Consider the following 20,164-nt stretch of genomic DNA (forward strand, 5'->3'; position numbering starts at 1 on the left):
ACCTCGCTGCAACATCGAAGCGCTTCGACAAATGCGCGACGCGTTCCCTCGAAGGGTTGCCGCAATGACGCCTGACTCGCCCTCCGCCTCCGCCCCCAGCCGGAGAACCTTCCTCGCCTCGAGCGCCGTGGCGGCCGTCGCGGTCGCGGGCGGGATGCCGCTGCTCACCGCGTGCGGCGGGACGGAGAACAAGGACCGGGAGGGCACCACCTCCGGGAAGAACGCCGACAAGCTGCTGCCCACGTATGTGGCCAGCAAGTTCGCGCAGCCGGACCTCGCCTCCAAGAACGGTTCGGCGGCGGGCTACACCGGCAAGGTCGAACTCGCGTCCCTCGCCGCCTCGGTCCCGAAGGCGCTCGGCACCGGCGCCCCTTTGAAGATCATGTCGCCGTTCTGGGGCTCCGCGCCGAAGGCGGACTGCCTCTACTACACGGCGCTCGACAAGGCGGCGGGCACCAAGGTCACCTGGCAGAACCAGGACGGCAACACCTACGGCCAGAAGCTCGGCGCCGTCCTCGCCTCCAGCTCCATACCGGACATGGTGGTCGTGCCGGGCTGGGAGCTCGTCGGCAAGATCGCGAACGCGGTCACCGCGAAGTTCATGGACCTCGGCCCCTACCTGGCCGGTGACAAGGTCAAGAAGTACCCGAACCTCGCGGCGATCCCCTCCGACTCCTGGCGCATGAGCATCTTCGGCGGCGCGCTGCGCGGCATCCCGATGCCGTCCGCGCGGGCGACGTTCAACCCGCCGTACTACCGCAAGGACATCTTCGAGAAGAAGGGCTACGACGTCCCCAAGTCGGCGTCGGAGTTCCTGAGTTGGGCCAAGGAGGCGACCAGCGCCAAGGCCAAGGTGTACGCCTGCGGCGACATGTCCTGGACGGGCTTCAACGTCTTCGGTGTCCGCCCCTCAGGACCGCTCGGCTGGCACATCGGCGACGACGGCAAGCTGACGTACCGCGTCGAGCAGCCCGAGTACCTCGAGGCCCTGGAGTGGACCCGCAAGCTCTTCGACGCGGGCGTCGTGCACCCCGACGACAAGGCGCGCACGGGCGACGCCGGGCAGCGGTTCGGCGCGGGCCAGATCCTGGTCTACAACAACGACATGTCCGCCTGGTACGGCAAGACCGCCGAACAGGCCAAGTCGAACCCGGACTTCGAGATGGACGCCATGGACATCTTCGGCCCCGACGGCGGCGACCCGCGGTTGTGGGCGTCCTCGCCCGCCACCGTTTGGTCGCTGATCCGCAAGGGTGCCTCGAAGGAGACCGTCGAGAACGCGCTGGCCGCCGCCAACTTCGCGGCCGCGCCGCCCGACACCAAGGAGCGGATGCTCGTCGACTACGGCGTCGAGGGCACCCATTACAAGGTCAAGGACGGCGCCCCCGTCAAGACCGACCAGGGCAACCAGGAAGTCATCAACGCCTGGGTGATGCTGGCCGCGCCGGCCCCCTACTTCGCCCACCCCGACTACCCGGCCATCGCCCGCAAGCAGGTCGAGTTCGAGCAGCGGATGGGCGCCTTCACCAAGAAGACGTCGACGTACGCCATGAACATCGTCGAGCCGACGCGCTTCGCCAATCTCTGGAGCCAGTTCGAGCAGCTGGAGATCGACTACGTACGCGGCAACAAGAAGCTGTCCGACGTGCAGCAGGCGATCTCCACCTGGAAGTCCTCCGGCGGCGACAAGGCGCGCGACTGGTACAAGAAGCTCATCGAGAAGAACGGCAGCGGCAACTGATGTCTCTCACGGCCGGGAGCCGGCCCGACGGGACACGGCCGGTGGCGGCCGTCGAGGAGCCGACGGCCGTCCTCGCCCCGAAGGCCGCTCCCAAAAAGCGCGCGGCAGGCAGGATCCCGTGGCGGGTCCGGCTGCGCCGGGACCGCGCACTCATCCTGATGACCTTGCCGGCCATCGGCCTGCTCGTGCTCTTCAACTACGTCCCGCTGCTCGGCAACGTCGTCGCGTTCCAGGACTACGACCCGTACGTGTCGAGCAACGGCATCACGGCGATCTTCCACAGCCCATGGGTCGGCGTCGAGCAGTTCTCGCGGATGCTGAGCGACCCGCTGTTCTGGGGTGCGGCGAAGAACACCATCGTGCTGTTCCTGCTCCAACTGGTGCTGTTCTTCCCGATCCCCATCGCGCTCGCGCTGCTCATCAACAGCGTGATCCGGCCGCGGGTGCGGGCGGTGGCGCAGGCGATCATGTATTTGCCGCACTTCTTCTCATGGGTCCTCGTCGTCACCGTCTTCCAGCAGGTCTTCGGTGGCGCGGGCATCATCGCGCAGACCATGGAGAAGCACGGGTGGGGCGCCTTCGACCTGATGACGAACGCGTCCCTGTTCAAGTTCCTGGTGACCGCGCAGTCCGTGTGGAAGGACGCGGGCTGGGGGATCATCGTCTTCCTCGCGGCGCTCGCGGCCGTCTCCACCGACCTGTACGAGGCCGCGGCCATGGACGGCGCGGGCCGCTGGCGCCGCATGTGGCACGTGACGCTGCCGGCGCTGCGCCCGGTGATCGCGCTGCTGCTGGTGCTGCGGGTCGGCGACGCGCTCAGCGTCGGCTTCGAACAGTTCCTGCTCCAGCGCTACGCGGTCGGCGCGGGCGCCAGCGAGGTCCTCGACACGTACGTGTGGAACGTCGGCATCCAGAACGGCGACTTCAGTTACGCGGCCGCGGTCGGGCTGATCAAGGGCGCCATCGGCGTGTGTCTCGTGCTGGGCGCGAACAAGTTCGCGCACCTGCTCGGCGAGCAGGGGGTGTACCAGAAATGAGCCTCAACACCCAGCTCGTCCGCAGTCTCCAGGCCCCGCCGCGCCCCGCGTGGGAGGAGGCGCCCAGCAGGACGGGGCTCTCCGTCAAGGGCGGCTTCCTCGTCCTGTGCTGCCTCGGGGTGCTCGCCCCGCTGTGGATCGTGATCGTCACGAGCCTCTCCCCGAAACCGGTGATCGACCGGGCCGGCGGGCTCGTCGTGTTCCCCGACGGCATCACCTTCGTCAACTACACGGAGCTGCTGAGCGGCGGCCAGGTCAGCCGGGCCATCATGGTGTCGCTCGGGGTCACGCTCGTCGGCACGGTGTTCTCGATGGCGGTGTCGGTGCTCGCCGCCTACGGCCTGTCCCGCCCGGGGAGCCTCGGGCACCGGTTCCTGCTGATGGCCCTGATGGCGACCATGTTCTTCGGGGCCGGGCTCATCCCCACCTATCTTCTGGTGCAGTCACTCGGCCTGACCGACACGTACTTCTCGCTGATCCTGCCGAGCGCGGTGAGCGTCTTCAACATCCTTGTGCTGCGCGGATTCTTCATGGGGATCTCCCCCGAACTCACCGAGTCGGCGCGCATCGACGGGGCGAGCGATCTGCGCATCCTGCTGACCATCATCATGCCGCTGTCCCGGGCGGTGCTCGCCGTCATCTCGCTGTTCTACGCGGTGGGGTACTGGAGCGCCTGGTTCAACGCCTCCATCTACCTGAGCGACCAGAAGATGATGCCGCTTCAGAACGTGCTCATCCAGCTCGTCCAGAAGAACACCGAGGCACCTACGGGATTGCAGCAGGCGGTCCGCACCGGCCAACTGTCCACGCTGGGCCTCCAGATGGCCGTGATGGTGCTCGCCCTGATCCCCGTCGCGTTCGCCTCCCCCTTCGTCCAGCGCCACTTCAAGAAGGGCATGCTCACGGGGGCCGTGAAGGGATGACCGCCGAGCACCCCCACGGCACCTGGGAGACCGCGCCCGCCGGTCGGTGGGAGGACGGCTATCTCAGCGGGAACGGGCGGCACGGCGCCCTGGTCTTCGGGGACCCGGACGACGACCGGGTCATCGTCACCCATCACAGCCTGGTCCGCCCGGACGGCGGCCCGCAGCCGGGGCCGCCCGAACTCGCCCACCAACTCCCGCTGCTTCAGGACGCGTTGCTCACCGGTGACGTGACGGCCGCGGAGCGGTTCACGGACGGGCGGCCGCTGCGGTGGGTGCGCGCTTTCCATCCGGCGTTCCAGGTGCGCTTCGTGCGGGGAGGCTCCGCGGGGCGCGGCTACCGGCGTGCGGTCGACTTCGCGACGGGGGTGGTGGAGGCGCGGTGCGGCGGCTGGCGTTCCCGGGTGTTCGTGTCGCGCGCGGACGACGTGGTCGTGCAGCACGTGACCGGGGCCGGGCCCGACGGCGAAGTGTCCCTCGACCCGCACCTCAGCGGCGCCCCCGCCGGGCTCGGCATCGGCCGCGGCGTCGTCCTGACCCCGTACGGCGCCCGGCTCACACTGCGCTGCCGCTACCCGGACAGCGACCTCGGCTTCACCGGTGTGACGCTCGCACTGGTGCGCGGCGGACGCACCTCGGTGAGCGGCGCGGGCCTGCGCGTCGAGGGCGCGAACGAACTGCTGCTCCTGACACGGGTGCGCAGACATGTCGGGGAGCTGGACGCCGCGCACGAGGCGGGCGCGCTCGCGGACCTGATGGATCCGGGCGGCTCCGTCGATGCCACGTACGACACCCTCCTCGCCCGCCACGAGGCCCTGCACCGCCCCGCTTACGAACGTGTCACCTTCGACCTCGACGCCCCACGTCACCAACGCGGCCTGACCGGCACCGAGTTGCTGGACAGACCGTCCAGCCCGGCCCTCCTTGAGCGGCTGTTCGCGGCCGGCCGTTACCACCTGCTCAGCTCGTCGGGAGCCCTGCCGCCCCGGCTGACCGGGCTGTGGACCGGCGAGTGGAACACGGCATGGTCCGGCGCGTTCACCACGGACGCGAACCTGAACCTCCAGACGGCGTCGGCGGTCACCTGCGACCTGCCCGAGACCATCGACGCCCAAGGCGCCCTCATTCGGGGCCAGTTGGCGCATTGGCGGGACAACGCGCGGCTCGTCTTCGGCGCCCGCGGCATCGTCGCGCCCGCACACACCGACGGCGAGTCGGGACACGCGTACCACTATCAGTGCGCCTACCCGATGCACCTGTGGACCGCGGGCGCCGACTGGCTGCTCACACCCCTGCTCGAACAGGCCGAGGCACGAGGTGAGCGACCCGCGTGGCTCGCGGCCGCCGTCACCGAACTCGCCGTGTTCTACGAGGACTTCCTCACGCGCACCGGACCCGACGGGCGGATCGCGATCGTGCCGTCCTACTCACCGGAGAACCGTCCCGCGAACGCGAGCTGGGGCACCGTCAACGCCACCATGGACATCGCGGCCGCCCGGCACGCGCTGCGCACCGCCGCCGCCTGGCACCCGGGCCCCGACGGCGACCGCTGGGCCGCGCTGGCCGGCCGGCTCCCCGACTACCGGGTCAACGAGGACGGGGCGCTGGCCGAGTGGGCGTGGCCGGGGCTCGACGACTCCTACGACCACCGGCACCTCAGCCACCTGTACCCGGTGTGGCCGCACCACGACATCACCCCGTACGACACCCCGGACCTGGCGAAGGCGGCGCGGCGCGCGCTCGAACTGCGCGGCGCCGAGAACGACTCGGCGCACGGACACCTGCACCACGCCCTGATCGCGGCCCGGCTGCGGGACGCGCCGCGCGTCGCCGACTGCCTGCGGCACGTCCTGAACGGCGACCATTTCCACGCCTCGCTGATGAGCGCGCACTATCCGCGCCGCGACGTCTACAACGCGGACGCCGCGCACACCCTGCCCGCCCTCGTCACGGAGGCACTCCTGCAATCCACGCCCGACCGCCTGGTCCTGCTGCCCGCGCTCCCCGCCGACTGGCGGCGGGGAACGGTGCGGGGCCTGCGCACCCGGTTCGGGGCGGGGGTGGATCTGCGGTGGGGCGGCGGCACGTGCACGGCGCTCGTCCGGCCGGACCGGGACACGGACGTCGACCTCAAGACACCCGCGGGCAACGCCGGGCGCCTGCGTCTGTCGGCGGGCGAGGCGCACGAACTCACGCTGCCTGTCAGGTAGTTACCCCGTAACCGGTCAGTCCAGGCACCGGTCAGTCCCGACCCGGCCCGTCCGTGAGCTCGGCGATCTCCGCAAGCACCCGCGCCGCCGGCGCCGGGTCTACGAGCCACTTCAGGTGGGAGCTGTCGAGGCTGCGGACGCGGAACGGGTTGTCCGGGGTCAGCGCGTCGCCCTCGCGGATCAGCCGGTCCTGGAGGGCGGGCGGCAGGCTCGCGTCACGGGTGAGGCGTACGTACGTCTTCGGGATGCGGCCCCACGTGGCGGCCTGCGCGCGGTCGTCCCCGGTGCCGACGTCGAGGTTCTCGTCCGGCTGGAAGGTGTTGAGGAACGTACGGAACTCGTCCTCGGTGCCGTCGGCGAAGAAGGCCGACCTGAACGCGTCGAGCGCCTTTTCGTCCGCGGTGCGGAAGTTGACGCGAAGCAGCCCCAGTTCGGCCGGGTCGCCCGCCATCGCGAGGCCGAGCGCGGCGATGTCGACCGAGGCCATCTCCGGTTCCTCGTGGTAGTCGCCCACGCTGAGGTCGACCGGGCACCAGGCACCGACGTAGACGATGTGGTCGATCAGGTCGGGGCGCCGGTTGGCGGCGGCCGTGGCGGTGACGCCGCCGCGGCTGTGCGAGACGAGCACGACGGGCCCGTTCTCCTTGGCCCGCTCCAGGGCGCCGATCACGTGCGCGGCGTTGTCGGCGAGGGTGACTCCCCTGATGGCGCCGGGTGCCGAGGCGAGGCCCTCCGGGTCCTGCGGGGCCTGGTACGCGGCCGGGTAGGTCGCCGCGAAGCCGTGTCCCGGCAGGTCGACGGCGGCCGAGCGGTGGCCGAGCAGGCCGAGCTCCGCCTGGAGCGGCGCGAAGGAGAAGGAGTTGGCGAACGCTCCATGGACGAGGACGTACGTCGGGTGCACGGGCACGCTCGCTTTCTGACGCTTCAGGACCGGATACGGCGATCCTATGCGGCGGGCGGCGCCTGCGCCGCGCTCTCCCTGATCGTCAACTCGGGCGCGAGCAGCACGACTTCCTCGGCCGCACCGCGGCCCTCGATCTGCGCGACGACCTGCTCCACCGCGCGCCGCCCCATCTCCTGCGCGGGCACGGCGACCGAGGTGAGCGGCACCGACGCATGCCGGGCGAGCTGCTCGGGGCAGACCGCGACGACCGACACGTCCTCGGGGACCGCGCGGCCGGACTGGCGGAGCAGGGCGAGCAGCGGGTCGATGGCCGCCTCGTTCTGCACGACGAACGCGCTGGTGCCGGGGCGCTCGTCGAAGATCCGCGACAACGTTGCCGACACCGCGGCGTAACTGCCCTCGCAGGGGCGGTGCAGGAGCCGCAGGCCGAGTTCGGCGCTGCGCTCGCGCACTCCCGTCAGCGTGCGCTCGGCGAAGCCGGTGCGGCGCTCGTAGACGGCGGCGGCCTCTCCGATGACGGCGACCTCGCGGTGCCCGAGGCCCGCGAGGTGCTCGGCGCACGCGGCGCCCGCGGCGGCGAAGTCCAGGTCCACGCAGTTGAGTCCGGTGGTGTCGGCGGGCAGGCCGATGAGGACGGCGGGGCGGCTCGCGGTGCGCAGCAGCGGAAGCCGCTCGTCGTCCAGCTCGACGTCCATGACGATCACGGCGTCGGCGAGGGCGCTGCCCTCGATGCGGCGCACGGCCTCGGGGCCCTCCTCGCCGGTGAGCAGCAGGATGTCGTAGCCGTGGCTGCGGGCCGCGGTGGCGACCGCCGTCGCGATCTCCATGATCACGGGTACGTACATGTCGGTGCGCAGCGGCACCATCAGGGCGATGATGTTGGACTTGCTGCTGGCGAGGGCTCGGGCCCCTGCGTTGGGGTGGTAGCCGAGCGTGCGCACGCTGGTCTCGACGCGCTCGCGGGTGGCCGCCGAGATGGACCGCTTGCCGCTGAGGACGTAGCTCACGGTGCTCGCGGAGACTCCGGCGTGCCTGGCGACCTCTGCGAGGGTGACCATGTTGTTCTCCTGAGCCAGGTCCGAAGGGTGGGCGGGTCCAGCGCCGGCGTCGGCGGGAGCCGCCCGTCGTTCGGCATGCCGACCCTATGATTTGCGCAGGGTGCCTGTCCAGAAGTGCGTCGAAGCGCTTCGACGCCCCGGGCGGCACCAGGCGAGCCACCAGGGAGGACACGCATGACCGAGGCCACCCCCACCGCTCCGATACGCACCGCGTCGGGCCGCGTCCGCGGGCTCACGGAGGGCGCACTGAGCGTCTTCCGCGGCATCCCCTACGCCCAACCCCCGGTCGGCGCCCTGCACTTGGCGGCCCCGCAGCCGGCGCTGCCGTGGGACGGGGTGCGGGACGCGTTCGCCTTCGGGCCGCCGCCACCGCAGTCCCTCGTGGGCGGGCTCACCGGCCGGGCGGTCCCCGAGGGCGACGACTGGCTGACCGTCAACGTGTGGTCCCCCGACCTAGGCGCCGCGGGCCTGCCGGTCCTCGTCTATGTGTACGGAGGGGCGTACCTCAGCGGCTCCACGGACGGGCCGCCCTACGACGGCACCGCCCTCGCCGCCCGCGGCGTGGTCGTCGTGACCCTCAACTACCGGGTCGGCGCCGAGGGGTTCGGCGTCTTCGACGGCGCGCCCGCCAACCGGGGTCTGCTCGACCAGGCGGCGGCGCTGCGCTGGGTGCGGGAGAACATCGCGGCGTTCGGCGGCGACCCGGACCGGGTCACCGTGTTCGGGGAGTCGGCGGGCGCGGGCTCGGTGGCGGCGCTGCTCGCGATGCCGTCGGCGGCGGGCCTGGTGCGGCGCGCGGTGGCGCAGAGCGTGCCGGGCACGTTCTTCTCGCTCGACCTCGCGCGGGACATCGGCGCGCGGATCGGGGAGCGGCTCGGGGTGCCGGGCGCGGGGGCCGCCGAACTCGCCGCGTGCGCGCCGAAGGCGCTGCGCGACGCCACCGACGACCTGATCCGCGAGCTGCCCGCGCACGCGGACCGCTGGGGCCGCGTCGCCCACACCTCCACGCCGTTCTCACCGGTGGTCGACGGCGAGGTGCTGCCGGTCACCCCGTGGGAGGCGCTCGCGGGCGGCGCGGCGCGCGACGTCGAGCTGCTCGTCGGGCACAACCGGGACGAGTTCCGACTGTTCACCATCATGGCCGGCCGCTACGGGAAGACGACCGAGGAGGAGGCGTCCGACGCGCTGTCCCGGTTCGGTCCGGGCCCTGCCGCCGAGGCCGACTACCGGGCCGCTTACCCGTCCGCGGACGCGACCCGGCTGCACGAACTCGTCCAGTCCGACTGGCTGTTCCGGATCCCGACGCTGCGCCTGGCCGAGGCCCACGTGGCGGGCGGCGGGACCGCGTACGCGTACGAACTGTGCTGGCAGGCGCCCGGCGCCGGCGGCTCCATGGGGGCGAGCCACGCCCTGGACGTGCCGCTGGTCTTCGGGACGCTCGACAACGAGTTCGCCCGGCTCTTCCTCGGCCCCGAACTCCCGGACGAGGCCGTGGCGTTGTCGGCGGAGATGGGCGCGGCGTGGACCGCGTTCGCGAAGGACGGGAATCCGGGGTGGGCGCCGTTCACCGTCGGCGAGCGGACGACGCGGGTCTTCGACGCACCCTCGCGCACGGCACCGTACCCGGAGGAGACCTCGCGCCTGCTGTGGGAGGGCTTCGACTTCACACCACTGGACCTGGAACCCGCCAGGACCGCGCCTGAGCGACGCACCGACGGCTGAGCGTTTCGGAGCCGGTTCCGCGCCTACCTTCTCAGGCATGAACAAACGCGCCCAAATGTCCCTCGTTCTGCTCGCCGGGGCCTCCGGGGCCGTGGACGCGCTCGCGTTCACGGCGCTCGGCACCGTGTTCGCGGGCGTGATGACCGGCAACCTCGTACTGCTCGGCATCTCGGCGGGCCAGGGCCTGGGGCACGACGTGACCGCGCCGCTGTACGCGCTCGGCGGGTACGCGGTGGGGGCGGCGACAACCGCCCTCGCGTGCCGGGGAGTTCGTGAGGCGCGGACGAACGGGTGGCCGGGCCGTGTCGTCGCCTGCCTCGCCGCGCAGTGCGTCCTGCTGGGCTTCCTCGCCGTGGCGGGCGGCCTGCTCGGCGGGGAACCGTCCGGGGTGTGGCGGACCGTGCTGCTCGTGGTGGCCGCGCTCGCGATGGGCGGGCAGTCCGCGGCGATGGTCGCGGCGGGGGCCGGGACCGCGCCCACCACGTATTTCACGGGGACGCTCACGACACTCGTGACCGGGGTGGCCGACGGGTCGGGGCGGGGCCGGGAGTAACTGTGGGTGACCGGCCGGTTGTCGGCCGTGGTCGGCGGCGCGGCCTGCGCCGTCGGGGTGCGGGAGGCCGCCGCGCCGTGGGGATTCGTGCCGCCGGTGATCCTGGCCGCCGCGGCGGTCGCGTGCCAGAAACCTGCACACCGAATGCGCAGGGCAGTCACGGAGCTTCGCAAAAAAACATTGCCTCATACAAGCACCGCACGTCATTGATGCGGTCCTGTCCCCCTTTGCTGCCCTGGGACACAGCGAGTTCACAAACCTCTCCGTGAAGAATGTGAAGGACATGCCACCCGGCTGTGAACACCCCGGCACATGACGGTAATTGAGCTCGCGGATCCCCTATGAATGGACCCGATCCGATTAGCTGTGCGACGCGTCAACATGCTTTGATCCTCCGCATCGCATGACGGCCGCAGGGATTCGCAGCCACCGATTTCCAGCGCGCCCCGCGAATTTTGAAATACCCGGACATACCCAAGAAGGGCGGCTCATTATGAGCAACCACATCGAGACCGTTGAGATCTCCGACGCCGAGCTCGACAACGTCTCCGGCGGCCTCGTCGGCGGCCTCGTCGGCCAGGTTCAGGGCACCGTTGACGGCATCGCCCCGGTTTCGGGCACCGTCTCCTCCGTGACCAACACGGTCGAGGGCCTCACCGGCCTGAACACCGGCGCCGTGACCGGCCTCGTCGGTGGCCTGACCTCCGGCCTCTGAGTCGGATCCGATCCCACGGGATCGCCGCGCCACCTCCTGACGGGTGGCGCACCCCAAGCCTCGGGACCACGCGTCCCGGGGCTTTCGGGGCGTCCGGGCACCGAAGCCTTTCGGTCCTGCCCGGCAAGGAAGCTACGTAAGGGAAAGACTCCGTGCAGTTCCGCCAACAGGCCCTCTCAAAGCTGCAGTCGCCGGAGGAGCTCGATCTGCCGGTGCGCCTCGCGCGACCGCAGGGACTGCTCGTACTCGCCGTCACCGTCGTCGTGATGGTCGCCGCCTGCGTCTGGGCCGTCACCGGTTCGGTGACCTCGACGCTCAAGGCGGACGGCATCCTCACGTACGCACAGGGCAGCTACGTCCTCCAGACCCCCGTCACCGGGCAGGTCACCGGCCTGTACGTGAAGGAGGGCCAGCGGGTGCGCGCGGGCGCGCCGATCCTCAAGGTGCAGACCTCGCGAGGCAACCGGGCCGTTCGGGCCATCGACGCGGGCCGGGTCACGGCGCTCGTCGCACGGATCGGCTCGGTCGTCACGACCGGCTCCGACGTGGCGACGGTCGAGAAGACCGGTTCGGTCCACGATCCGCTGCTCGCGATGCTGTACGTGCCCGCCACCAGCGCGGGGAACGTGGACGCGGGCGCCGACGTCGACCTGAACGTGCCGCAGGCGCAGCAGTACGGCGTGCTGCGCGGGAAGGTGCAGGCCGTCGGCCGCGCCGCCCAGACGAAGCGGCAGGTCACCGACTTCATCGGGGACAGCTCGCTGGCGGGCGGCTTCACGAAGGGCGGGGCCCGGGTCCCGGTCCTCGTCAAGCTCACCAAGGCCGACACCAAGTCCGGATACGCCTGGTCGTCGGACGGCGGGCCGCCCTATCCGCTCACCTCCATGACCCTCGCCTCCGGCTCCGTACACCTCGCCGATCAGCGCCCGATCGATTGGCTGAAGCCGTGACCACGACCTCCCTCCCGCCCGCAGGACACCGCCCGGACCGCCGCCGCGCGCGCCCCGCTCCCCCGCCGGCCAAGCGCCGCAGGAAGGTGCGCACGCCCACGGTCCTCCAGATGGAGGCCGTCGAGTGCGGCGCCGCGGCGCTCGCGATGATCCTCGCGTACCACGGCCGGCACATCCCGCTGGAGGAGCTGCGCATCGCGTGCGGCGTCTCGCGGGACGGCTCGCGCGCCTCGAACCTGCTCAAGGCGGCCCGCAGTTACGGCATGACCGCCAAGGGCATGCAGATGGAGCCGGCCGCGCTCGCCGAGGTGCAGGGCCCGGCGATCCTGTTCTGGGAGTTCAACCACTACGTCGTCTACGACGGCATGGGGCGCCGCTTCGGGCGGCGCGGCGTGCACATCAACGACCCCGACAAGGGCCGCCGCTTCGTGCCGATGGAGGACTTCGACACCAGCTTCACGGGTGTCGTCCTCGTCCTGGAGCCGGGCGACGACTTCCGTACGGGCGGGCGCAAGCCGGGCATCATGACGGCGATGCCCGCACGGCTTCGCGGCACCACCGGCACGATGCTCGTGGCGCTGCTCGCGAGCCTGCTGCTCGTCGGCGTGGGCGCGGCGGTGCCCGCGCTCAGCAAGACGTACATCGACCTGTTCCTCATCGGCGACCAGACCTCGCTGCTCGGCGCGCTGTTCACGTCGATGGGCGCGATGGTGGCGCTGACCGCCGTGCTCACGTGGTTGCAGCAGACGAATCTGCTGCGCGGCCGCATCATCTCCTCGACGCTGAGCAGCGCCCGCTTCTTCGGACATCTGCTGCGGCTGCCCGTCACGTTCTTCTCGCAGCGCAGCCCGGCCGACCTGGTGCAGCGCCTCCAGTCGAACGACGCGGTCGCCGAGACCCTGGCCCGCGACCTGACGGCGGCGGGCGTCGACGGGATCGTGGTGCTGCTGTACGCGGCGCTGCTGTACTCCTACGATCCGCAGCTCACGGCGGTCGGCGTGGGGATCGCGCTGCTCAACGTGGTGGCGATGCGGGTGGTCGTGCGGCTGCGGGCGACGGGCACGCAGAAGCTGCGGGCGGACACGGCGCGGCTCACGAACACCTCGTACACGGGCCTCCAGCTCATCGAGACGATGAAGGCGACCGGCGGCGAGAACGGCTACTTCCGGCGGTGGGCGGGCCAGCACGCGACGACGCTTGAGGAGCAGCAGAAGCTCGGGGTGCCGAGCGCGTGGCTCGGCATCGTCGCGCCGACCCTCGCGACGCTGAACAGCGCGCTGATCCTGTGGATCGGCGGCATGCGCGCGGTCGAGGGCCATTTGTCGGTGGGTCTCCTTGTCGCCTTTCAGGCGCTCGTGACCCGCTTCACCGCGCCGCTCACCCGGCTGAACGGTGTCGCGGGCCGCATCCAGGACTTCGCCGCCGACGTGGCACGCCTCAAGGACGTCGAGAACTTCCCCGTCGACCAGTTGTACGCGCGCCCGGAGCAGGTGCAGAGCACGCGCCGGCTGCGCGGCCACATCGAGCTGGACGGCATCACGTTCGGCTACAGCCCGCTCGACAAGCCGCTCCTGTCCGGCTTCTCGCTGACGGTGGGGCCCGGCCAGCAGGTCGCCCTGGTGGGCGGTTCCGGCAGCGGCAAGTCCACGGTCTCCCGCCTGATCTCCGGCCTGTACGCGCCGTGGGAGGGCGTCATCCGCATCGACGACCGGCGCCTGGACGACATCCCGCGCGGCGCCCTCGCGGCCTCCGTCTCCTTCGTCGACCAGGACGTGTTCCTGTTCGAGGGCACGGTCCGCGACAACGTCGCGCTGTGGGACCCGTCGATCTCCGACGAGGCCGTGGAGGAGGCGCTGCGCGACGCGTGCCTGTACGACGTGGTGGCGCGCCGTCCCGGCGGCGTGCGCGGCCGGGTCGAGCAGGACGGCCGGAACTTCTCCGGCGGGCAGCGCCAGCGCCTGGAGATCGCGCGTGCGCTGGTGCGCCGCCCGTCGATCCTCGTGCTCGACGAGGTCACCAGCGCGCTCGACGCGGAGACCGAGCAGACGGTCATGGACAACATCCGGCGGCGCGGCTGCGCCTGCGTCGTCATCGCGCACCGCCTCAGCACCGTGCGGGACAGCGACGAGATCGTGGTCCTGGACCACGGGCAGGTCGTCGAGCGTGGCCGCCACGAGCATCTGGTGCGGGCCGGCGGGCCGTACGCAGAGCTGGTCAAGGAGCACTGAGAGCCGACGTGACGTACACACAACCGGAGTTCACCACCGGGGACCAGGTCGTCGCCGCGTTCGGCGGGCTCGGCGCGCCGGTCGACTGCACGGATCTGCGCAGCCTTCCGCTGGAGGGCCCGCACGTGCTGTGGCTCGTCGCGGGCGGCGCGCTCGACCTGTTCGCGGTCGACGCGCACAGCCAGGGGCACTGGCACTTCCTGGGCCGCCTGGAGCCGGGCACGCTGCTGCTCGGTCCGGTCGAGGGCACTCAACACACGCTCGTGGGACGGCCGTTGGACGGCTGCACGGTGCGTCGCATCCCGCTGCGCGAGCTGCCGTACGCACCGCCGGCCCCCGACGGTTCGTACGGGTGGAGCCTCCTTGAGGAGGCCTTCGCGCTCGGCGTCGGCCGCGGGCAGCGGATCCTGTTCGAGGCGCCGCTGGACGGGCGCACCGTGGACGCGCAGGAGGACTCCCTCGTCGGCGACGACGACGTGCTGTGGCCCCAACTCGCCCCCGGCAGCGTGCAGTACGGGTCCGCCTACGCGGCGGACGCGGCGGCCGATCTGCTGATCGACACCGGCCTGTGGCAGCGCATGGTCAACCAGCAGTGGCGCCTGCTCTCCACGCTCGACCGCTGGATCGAGCGCCTGGAGAGCGCCCACGAGGACCGCGCCGCTGCCGGTATCCGGGCGGGCGAGGCCGTCCGCGAGCAGGCCGACCGCACGCTGCTGGCCTCCATGGGCACCAAGCGCGGGCGCCGGGGCTCCGCCGACACGGGCGCCGACGCCACGTACGCGGCCTGCAAGGTCGTCGCGGACGCGGCGGGCATCCGGCTCGTCGACCCCGATCACGTGGGCGCGGTCAGCGACCGCCTCGACCCGGTCGAGCAACTCGCCACGGCCTCCCGTCTTCGCACCCGCCCGGTCCGGCTCGCGGGCGACTGGTGGCGCCGCGACGCGGGCCCGCTGGTCGGCTACCGGGCCTCGTCCGGGGCGCCGGTCGCGCTGCTGTGGCGGCGCGGCGGCTACGAGACGGTGAACCCGGCAGGCGACCGGCGTACGCGCGTCGACGAGGACAACGCGGGCGACTTCGAAGAGCGGGCGATCATGCTCTACCGCCCGCTCCCCGACGGGGATCTCACTCCGCTGCGGCTCATGCGCTTCAGCATGCAGTCGATGACGACGGACATCCGCAGGCTGCTCCTCGCGGGCCTGGTCACGGTCGTCCTCGGCGCGCTCGTCCCCGTCGCGACGGGCCAGGTCCTCGGCACCTATGTCCCCAACGCGCAGACCAGCCTCATCGCGCAGGTGTCGGCGGCGGTCGTGGTCACCAGTGTCGTGACGGCGGCGTTCATGCTGTTGCAGAACCTCACGGTGCTGCGCATCGAGGGCAGAGTGGAGAGCGTCCTCCAACCGGCCGTCTGGGACCGGCTGTTGAGGCTGCCGACCCGCTTCTTCGCGTCCCGTTCGACGGGCGAGCTGGCGAGCGCGGCGATGGGCATCAGCTCGATCCGGCGCCTGCTGTCCGGCGTCGGCCCGGTCGTCGTCCAGTCGACGACGGTCGGCGCGATGAACCTCGTCATGCTCCTCCTCTACAGCGTCCCGCTGGCGATGGCGGCGCTCGGCATGCTGGTCCTCGTCGCGGCCGTCTTCCTCACCCTCGGCCTGCTCGAACTGCGCTGGCAGCGGCGCCTGGTGAAGCTCGGCAACAAGCTCAACAACCAGGCGTTCCAGACCCTGCGCGGGCTGCCGAAGCTGCGGGTCGCCGGCGCGGAGAGCTTCGCGTACGCGGCGTGGGCCAAGGAGTTCGCGCGCACGCGGGAGCTTCAGCGCAGGGCGGGCCGCATCAAGAACGCGACGACGGTCCTCAACTCGGTCTACCTCCCGCTCTGTTCGCTCGTGATGTTCATGCTGCTCGCGGGGCCGGCCCGCGGCAGCATGTCGGCAGCGTCCTTCCTCACCTTCAACACGTCGGTGACGATGCTCCTGACCTCCGTCACGCAGCTGACCGGCGCGCTGATCTCGGCGGCGGCGGTCCTGCCCATGTTCGAGCAGATCAAGCCGGTGCTCGACGAGAAGCCCGAGGTCCGCCAGGCGGCGACGCAGCCGGGCGAGCTGACCGGCGCGCTGGAGGCTCGCGGCGTCTCCTTCCGCTACTCGGACGACGGCCCGCTGGTCCTCGACGACGTCAACGTGTCCGTCCGGCCGGGCGAGTTCGTGGCGGTGGTCGGCGAGAGCGGCTGCGGCAAGTCCACGCTGCTTCGCCTGCTGATCGGCTTCGACGCACCGGCCTCCGGCAGCGTCCTGTACGACGGCCAGGACCTCTCGGCACTCGACCAGGCGGCCGTGCGGCGCCAGTGCGGCGTCGTCCTGCAGAACGCCCAGCCGCTGAGCGGGTCGATCCTCGACTGCATCTGCGGCGCCGAGTCGTTCACGCAGGAGGAGGCGATGGCGGCGGCCGAGATGGCGGGCCTCGCCGAGGACATCAAGCGGATGCCGATGGGCCTGCACACGATGATCTCGGGCGGCGGCGCGGTCTCCGGCGGCCAGCGCCAGCGCCTGATGATCGCGCAGGCCCTGATCCGCCGCCCGCGCATCCTCTTCTTCGACGAGGCGACGAGCGCGCTCGACAACGAGACCCAGCGCATCGTCATCGACAGCACGAAGGCCCTCCGGGCGTCACGGGTCGTCATCGCGCACCGGCTGTCGACGGTGATGGACGCGGACCGGGTCATCGTGATGTCGGCCGGACGGGTCGTCCAACAAGGCTCACCCGCGGAACTGTTGGCGGACACGGGCGGACGGCTGCACGAACTGGTGCGGCGACAGATGGCGTAGCGCCGACGGCCGGCGTCACAGCCAGCCGCGGTCGTCGGCTGTGCGGAGGCCCTCCGGGCGTCGCCGGTCGTCATCGCGCACCGGCTGTCGACCGTGATGGACGCGGACCGGGTCATCGTGATGCCGGCCGAGCGGCTGCACGAGCTGGTACGGCGGCAGATGGCGTAGTGCCGGCGGCCGGTGTTACAGCCAGCCGCGCTCGTCGGCCGTGCGGAGGGCCTCCATGCGGTTGCGGGTGCCGGTCTTCGCGATGACCGAGGAGAGGTAGTTCCGCACGGTGCCCTCCGAGAGGTGCAGGGCCCCCGCGATGTCCGCGACCGAGCCTCCGGCCCGCGCCGCCTCCAGGACGTCGCGCTCCCGGGCGGTGAGCGGGGAGTCGCCCGCCGCCAGGGTGGCCGCGGCGAGGTCCGGGTCGACGACGCGGTCGCCGCGCATCACGCGGCGGACGGCGTCGGCGAGCGCCTCCGGCGGCGCGTCCTTGACCACGAAGCCGACCGCCCCCGCGGCCATCGCGCGGCGCAGATAGCCGGCGCGTCCGAAGGTCGTGAGGATGACGACGCGGCACTCGGGCAGCCCGTCCCGCAGCTCGGCCGCCGCCGTGATCCCGTCCTTGCCCGGCATCTCGATGTCGAGCAGGGCGACATCGGGCCGGTGGGCGCGCGCCGCTGCGAGGACCTGGTCGCCGCTGTCGACGGCGGCGACGACCTCGAAGTCGTCCTCCAGGTCGAGCAGCGCGGACAGGGCGCCGCGGATCAGGTCCTGGTCGTCGGCGAGCAGCAGCCGGATCGGGCCGGTCGTCATGCGGCGTTCCTTCTGGGGGTGTCGGGGGGCGTGCTGCCGGCGGACGGGCCGGGCGGGACCGTCACGCGCAGGCTCCAGCCGCGCGGTCGTACGGGTCCCGCGGTCACCGTGGCGCCCGTGGCGGCGGCCCGTTCGCGCAGGCCGGTCAGGCCGTTGCCCGCGGCGGCAGTTCCGCCGTGCCCGTCGTCGCGGATCTCGACGGACGTCGCGGTCAGGGTGACGGTGCAGCGGCTCGCGCGGGCGTGCCGGACGACGTTGGTGAGGCCCTCGCGCACGGCCCAGCCGAAGAGTTGCTGGTGGTCGGCGCCGACGGCGTCGGTCGTCGTGGGCAGCTCCGCCGTGATCGCGGACGCCCGCAGGAGCTCGCGCCCGCGGGCGAGTTCACCGGCGAGCGTGACCTCGCGGTAGCCGGACACGGCGGCCCGTACGTCGGCGAGTGCCTGCCGGGACAGCTGCTCGACCTCGGTGATCTCGTCGACGGCCCGCTCCGAGCCGACCGCGGCCAGCTTGCGGGCGAGGCCGCTCTTGACGGTGATGACGGTGAGCGAGTGGCCGAGCACGTCGTGCAGGTCGCGGGCGATCCTGTCGCGTTCGCCCTGCTGGGCGAGCCGGGTGACCTCGGCGCGCGCCTCGACGAGCGCGCGATGGGACGTGGCGATCTCCCCGAACGCGTACACCGTCAGGGCGGTGAAGACGAGGGCGACGGCCTCCGACCAGGCGGGCCCGGTGTGCCAGGGCCGCACCGCCCACGGCACGACGAGTGCGGCGAGCGCGCCGCCGCAGATCAGGACGCCCGCGTACCGGCGCCAGCGCAGCGCGGCGAAGGAGACGATCACGGTGCACAGGAAGAACGCGTACTCGTGGGCGAAGGGCAGCGCGGCGAGGAAGAGGACGGTGAGGACCGCGAACGGCAGCGTCCGGCGCAGCCCTTGACCGGCGCGCTCCACGTCGATGGTCGCCAGGACGTAGCAGACGCAGAACGCGGCCACGAGCCCGAGTCCGACGAGCCGGCCGGTGCCGGAGCTGTACTGGGCGACGCCGACCGCGGCGACGGCGGGGTACGCGAGCATCCCGGCGGCGAGCCCCATCCGCCGCCAGCCCTCGGACCAGCGCAAGGGATCGCGGCCCGGCGTCGGCGTGCCCCGCGTCTCCATGGCGGGCACGCTAACACCGGCCGCGACCTGCGGCGCCGTCATACGGGGCGGAACAGGGAACGGATGACGCGGCCGTTGATCGCGACGACGACGGCGAGCAGCAGCAGCCCGCACGCGCTCTGCTCGACGCGCAGCCAGACGGGGAAGACGCCGGGCAGCACCACGATGACGGCGATGGCCAGTGTCATCACGGCCGTGACGACGCGCAGCCGGCGGTAGGCGCCGCGCGAGCCCTGGGCGGCGCGGGCGGCGAAGCGGTAGGTGAGCAGCGCGCTCCCGACGACGATCACGGTGCGCGTCCACACGGCGTCGTCGACGACCGATGCGTGGTGGCGCAGCAGGACCACGGCCACGAGGGTCGCGGCACTGAGCGCGAGGTACGAGGCGACCAGCCGCTTGACGGGGCGGAGGGCCTGGGCGGTGCGTGCCTGGATGGTGTCCATGGTCTTCATGGTCGGCGCCCGGCCACCCCGGGCGGCAGTGAGCCGGTCCACGTCCCGCCCATGACATTTGTCAGGGTTTCCGGCCGGCCCCGCTGTGCTCCTCCCGACCGTCCGTGGCCTGCGCCCCGAACAGCACCCGGATCGCCACCTCCCGGTAGTGCCGTACGTGGTGCAGCGCGCGGTCGGCCGCGAGGTCCGCGTCGCCGGTCTCGATGGCCTCGTACAGGGCGCGGTGTTCGGCCCACACCGCGTGCGGATCGTCGACCTGCTGGAACAGCCACCGCATCCGGCCCTCCAGCGGCTGGAGCGTCGTGGCGAGGAGGGTGTTGCCCGCGATCTCCACGATGTGGTGGTGGAAGTCGGTGTTGGCGCGGGAGATGCGGGCGGGCTTCCCGGTGCGGGTGGCCCGCTCGGCGCTGGTGAGGAGCCGGCCCAGGGCGGCGATCTGTGGTTTCTGCGCGCGCTCGGTGGCGCGCCGCACGGCGAGCACCTCCAGGGCCTCGCGCAGGTCGAAGAGGTCGAGCACGTCCTGGAACGCGAGCTGCTTGACGACGATCTTGCGGGCGGAGACCGCTTCGAGGAAGCCCTCGCTGAGCAGCACTCTGATGGCCTCGCGGACCGGGATCCGGGACACCCCGAACTCCTCGGCGACGTCCCGCTCCAACAGCCGGTCGCCTGGCCTCAGTTGGCCGGAGATGATCCGGTCCCTGATGCCCTCGCAGACCTGATCGCGCAGCCAGCCCGCCTCGCCGGCCCCCGCCTGTGCCATGTTTCCTCCCCGTCAATTACCGCTCACGGTATACCAACGCCTTGACGAGGCGGTGCCCCATCCGCATTCTTTGGTATGCCATAGCTCGTGCACTGCACGTCACAAGCGTGCCCACCTGTCCGGACCGGGGGCCT

The 20,164-nt window shown here is 71.8% G+C and carries 16 protein-coding genes; 10 read left to right on the forward strand and 6 right to left on the reverse strand.

The window, feature by feature from the left end:
* The first annotated feature begins 64 nt into the window (after positions 1–64).
* The 4 genes from ACP4E5_RS10750 to ACP4E5_RS10765 are packed head-to-tail and all read left to right on the forward strand — an operon-like array spanning position 65 to position 5,911.
* Positions 65–1,741: an extracellular solute-binding protein gene (locus tag ACP4E5_RS10750; protein WP_425827357.1), complete on the forward strand. Its 1,677-nt coding sequence runs from the start codon at positions 65–67 to the stop codon at positions 1,739–1,741.
* A complete protein-coding gene (locus ACP4E5_RS10755; protein ID WP_425827359.1) occupies positions 1,741–2,778 on the forward strand; it encodes an ABC transporter permease in 1,038 nt (345 codons plus the stop codon). The genes ACP4E5_RS10750 and ACP4E5_RS10755 overlap by 1 nt, the downstream gene beginning before the upstream one ends.
* Entirely contained in the window at positions 2,775–3,701 is a 927-nt protein-coding gene (locus ACP4E5_RS10760; RefSeq protein WP_425827361.1) for a carbohydrate ABC transporter permease, read from the forward strand. The genes ACP4E5_RS10755 and ACP4E5_RS10760 overlap by 4 nt, the downstream gene beginning before the upstream one ends.
* Positions 3,698–5,911, forward strand: coding sequence for a glycosyl hydrolase family 95 catalytic domain-containing protein (locus ACP4E5_RS10765; protein WP_425827363.1), 2,214 nt, complete (start codon positions 3,698–3,700; stop codon positions 5,909–5,911). Before ACP4E5_RS10760 ends, ACP4E5_RS10765 begins: the two co-directional genes overlap by 4 nt.
* A gap of 31 nt (positions 5,912–5,942) precedes the next feature.
* On the opposite strand, the gene ACP4E5_RS10770 is transcribed toward ACP4E5_RS10765, so the two are convergent.
* Entirely contained in the window at positions 5,943–6,812 is an 870-nt protein-coding gene (locus ACP4E5_RS10770; RefSeq protein WP_425841201.1) for an alpha/beta fold hydrolase, read from the reverse strand.
* 44 nt (positions 6,813–6,856) lie between these two features.
* Positions 6,857–7,873, reverse strand: coding sequence for a LacI family DNA-binding transcriptional regulator (locus ACP4E5_RS10775; RefSeq protein ID WP_425827365.1), 1,017 nt, complete (start codon positions 7,871–7,873; stop codon positions 6,857–6,859).
* A 174-nt stretch (positions 7,874–8,047) separates the two neighbouring features.
* Here ACP4E5_RS10775 and ACP4E5_RS10780 point away from each other — a divergent pair, with 174 nt between their 5' ends.
* The 6 genes from ACP4E5_RS10780 to ACP4E5_RS10805 all read left to right on the forward strand — a co-directional run bounded on the left by ACP4E5_RS10780 (position 8,048) and on the right by ACP4E5_RS10805 (position 16,863).
* Entirely contained in the window at positions 8,048–9,595 is a 1,548-nt protein-coding gene (locus tag ACP4E5_RS10780; RefSeq protein WP_425827367.1) for a carboxylesterase/lipase family protein, read from the forward strand.
* A 37-nt stretch (positions 9,596–9,632) separates the two neighbouring features.
* On the forward strand, positions 9,633–10,148 hold the full coding sequence (locus tag ACP4E5_RS10785) for a YoaK family protein (RefSeq protein ID WP_425827369.1): 516 nt from the start codon (positions 9,633–9,635) through the stop codon (positions 10,146–10,148).
* 493 nt (positions 10,149–10,641) lie between these two features.
* The gene (locus tag ACP4E5_RS10790) at positions 10,642–10,863 is read left to right on the forward strand and encodes a type A2 lantipeptide (protein WP_425827371.1); all 222 of its coding nucleotides are present in this window, start codon (positions 10,642–10,644) and stop codon (positions 10,861–10,863) included.
* Positions 10,864–11,015: 152 nt separating this feature from the next.
* Complete coding sequence (locus tag ACP4E5_RS10795) at positions 11,016–11,813, forward strand: DUF2118 domain-containing protein (protein ID WP_425827373.1); 798 nt, start codon at positions 11,016–11,018, stop codon at positions 11,811–11,813.
* Positions 11,810–14,041 carry an NHLP family bacteriocin export ABC transporter peptidase/permease/ATPase subunit gene (locus ACP4E5_RS10800; protein ID WP_425827375.1) on the forward strand — a complete coding sequence of 744 codons (2,232 nt, stop codon included), beginning with the start codon at positions 11,810–11,812 and terminating at the stop codon, positions 14,039–14,041. Before ACP4E5_RS10795 ends, ACP4E5_RS10800 begins: the two co-directional genes overlap by 4 nt.
* A gap of 8 nt (positions 14,042–14,049) precedes the next feature.
* Positions 14,050–16,863: an NHLP bacteriocin export ABC transporter permease/ATPase subunit gene (locus ACP4E5_RS10805; RefSeq protein ID WP_425827377.1), complete on the forward strand. Its 2,814-nt coding sequence runs from the start codon at positions 14,050–14,052 to the stop codon at positions 16,861–16,863.
* 183 nt (positions 16,864–17,046) lie between these two features.
* Here the strand turns inward: ACP4E5_RS10805 and ACP4E5_RS10810 are convergent, their stop codons facing one another.
* The 4 genes from ACP4E5_RS10810 to ACP4E5_RS10825 form a co-directional block, all read right to left on the reverse strand.
* Positions 17,047–17,664 carry a response regulator gene (locus ACP4E5_RS10810; RefSeq protein WP_425827379.1) on the reverse strand — a complete coding sequence of 206 codons (618 nt, stop codon included), beginning with the start codon at positions 17,662–17,664 and terminating at the stop codon, positions 17,047–17,049.
* Entirely contained in the window at positions 17,661–18,818 is a 1,158-nt protein-coding gene (locus tag ACP4E5_RS10815) for a sensor histidine kinase (protein WP_425827381.1), read from the reverse strand. The genes ACP4E5_RS10810 and ACP4E5_RS10815 overlap by 4 nt, the downstream gene beginning before the upstream one ends.
* 38 nt (positions 18,819–18,856) lie before the next feature.
* Positions 18,857–19,261: a hypothetical protein gene (locus tag ACP4E5_RS10820; protein ID WP_425827383.1), complete on the reverse strand. Its 405-nt coding sequence runs from the start codon at positions 19,259–19,261 to the stop codon at positions 18,857–18,859.
* 70 nt (positions 19,262–19,331) lie between these two features.
* On the reverse strand, positions 19,332–20,030 hold the full coding sequence (locus tag ACP4E5_RS10825) for a GntR family transcriptional regulator (RefSeq protein ID WP_425827385.1): 699 nt from the start codon (positions 20,028–20,030) through the stop codon (positions 19,332–19,334).
* Positions 20,031–20,164 lie beyond the last annotated feature (134 nt).

Origin of the sequence: Streptomyces fractus, assembly GCF_049844455.1 — a bacterium.
Classification (GTDB): Bacteria; Actinomycetota; Actinomycetes; order Streptomycetales; family Streptomycetaceae; genus Streptomyces; species Streptomyces fractus.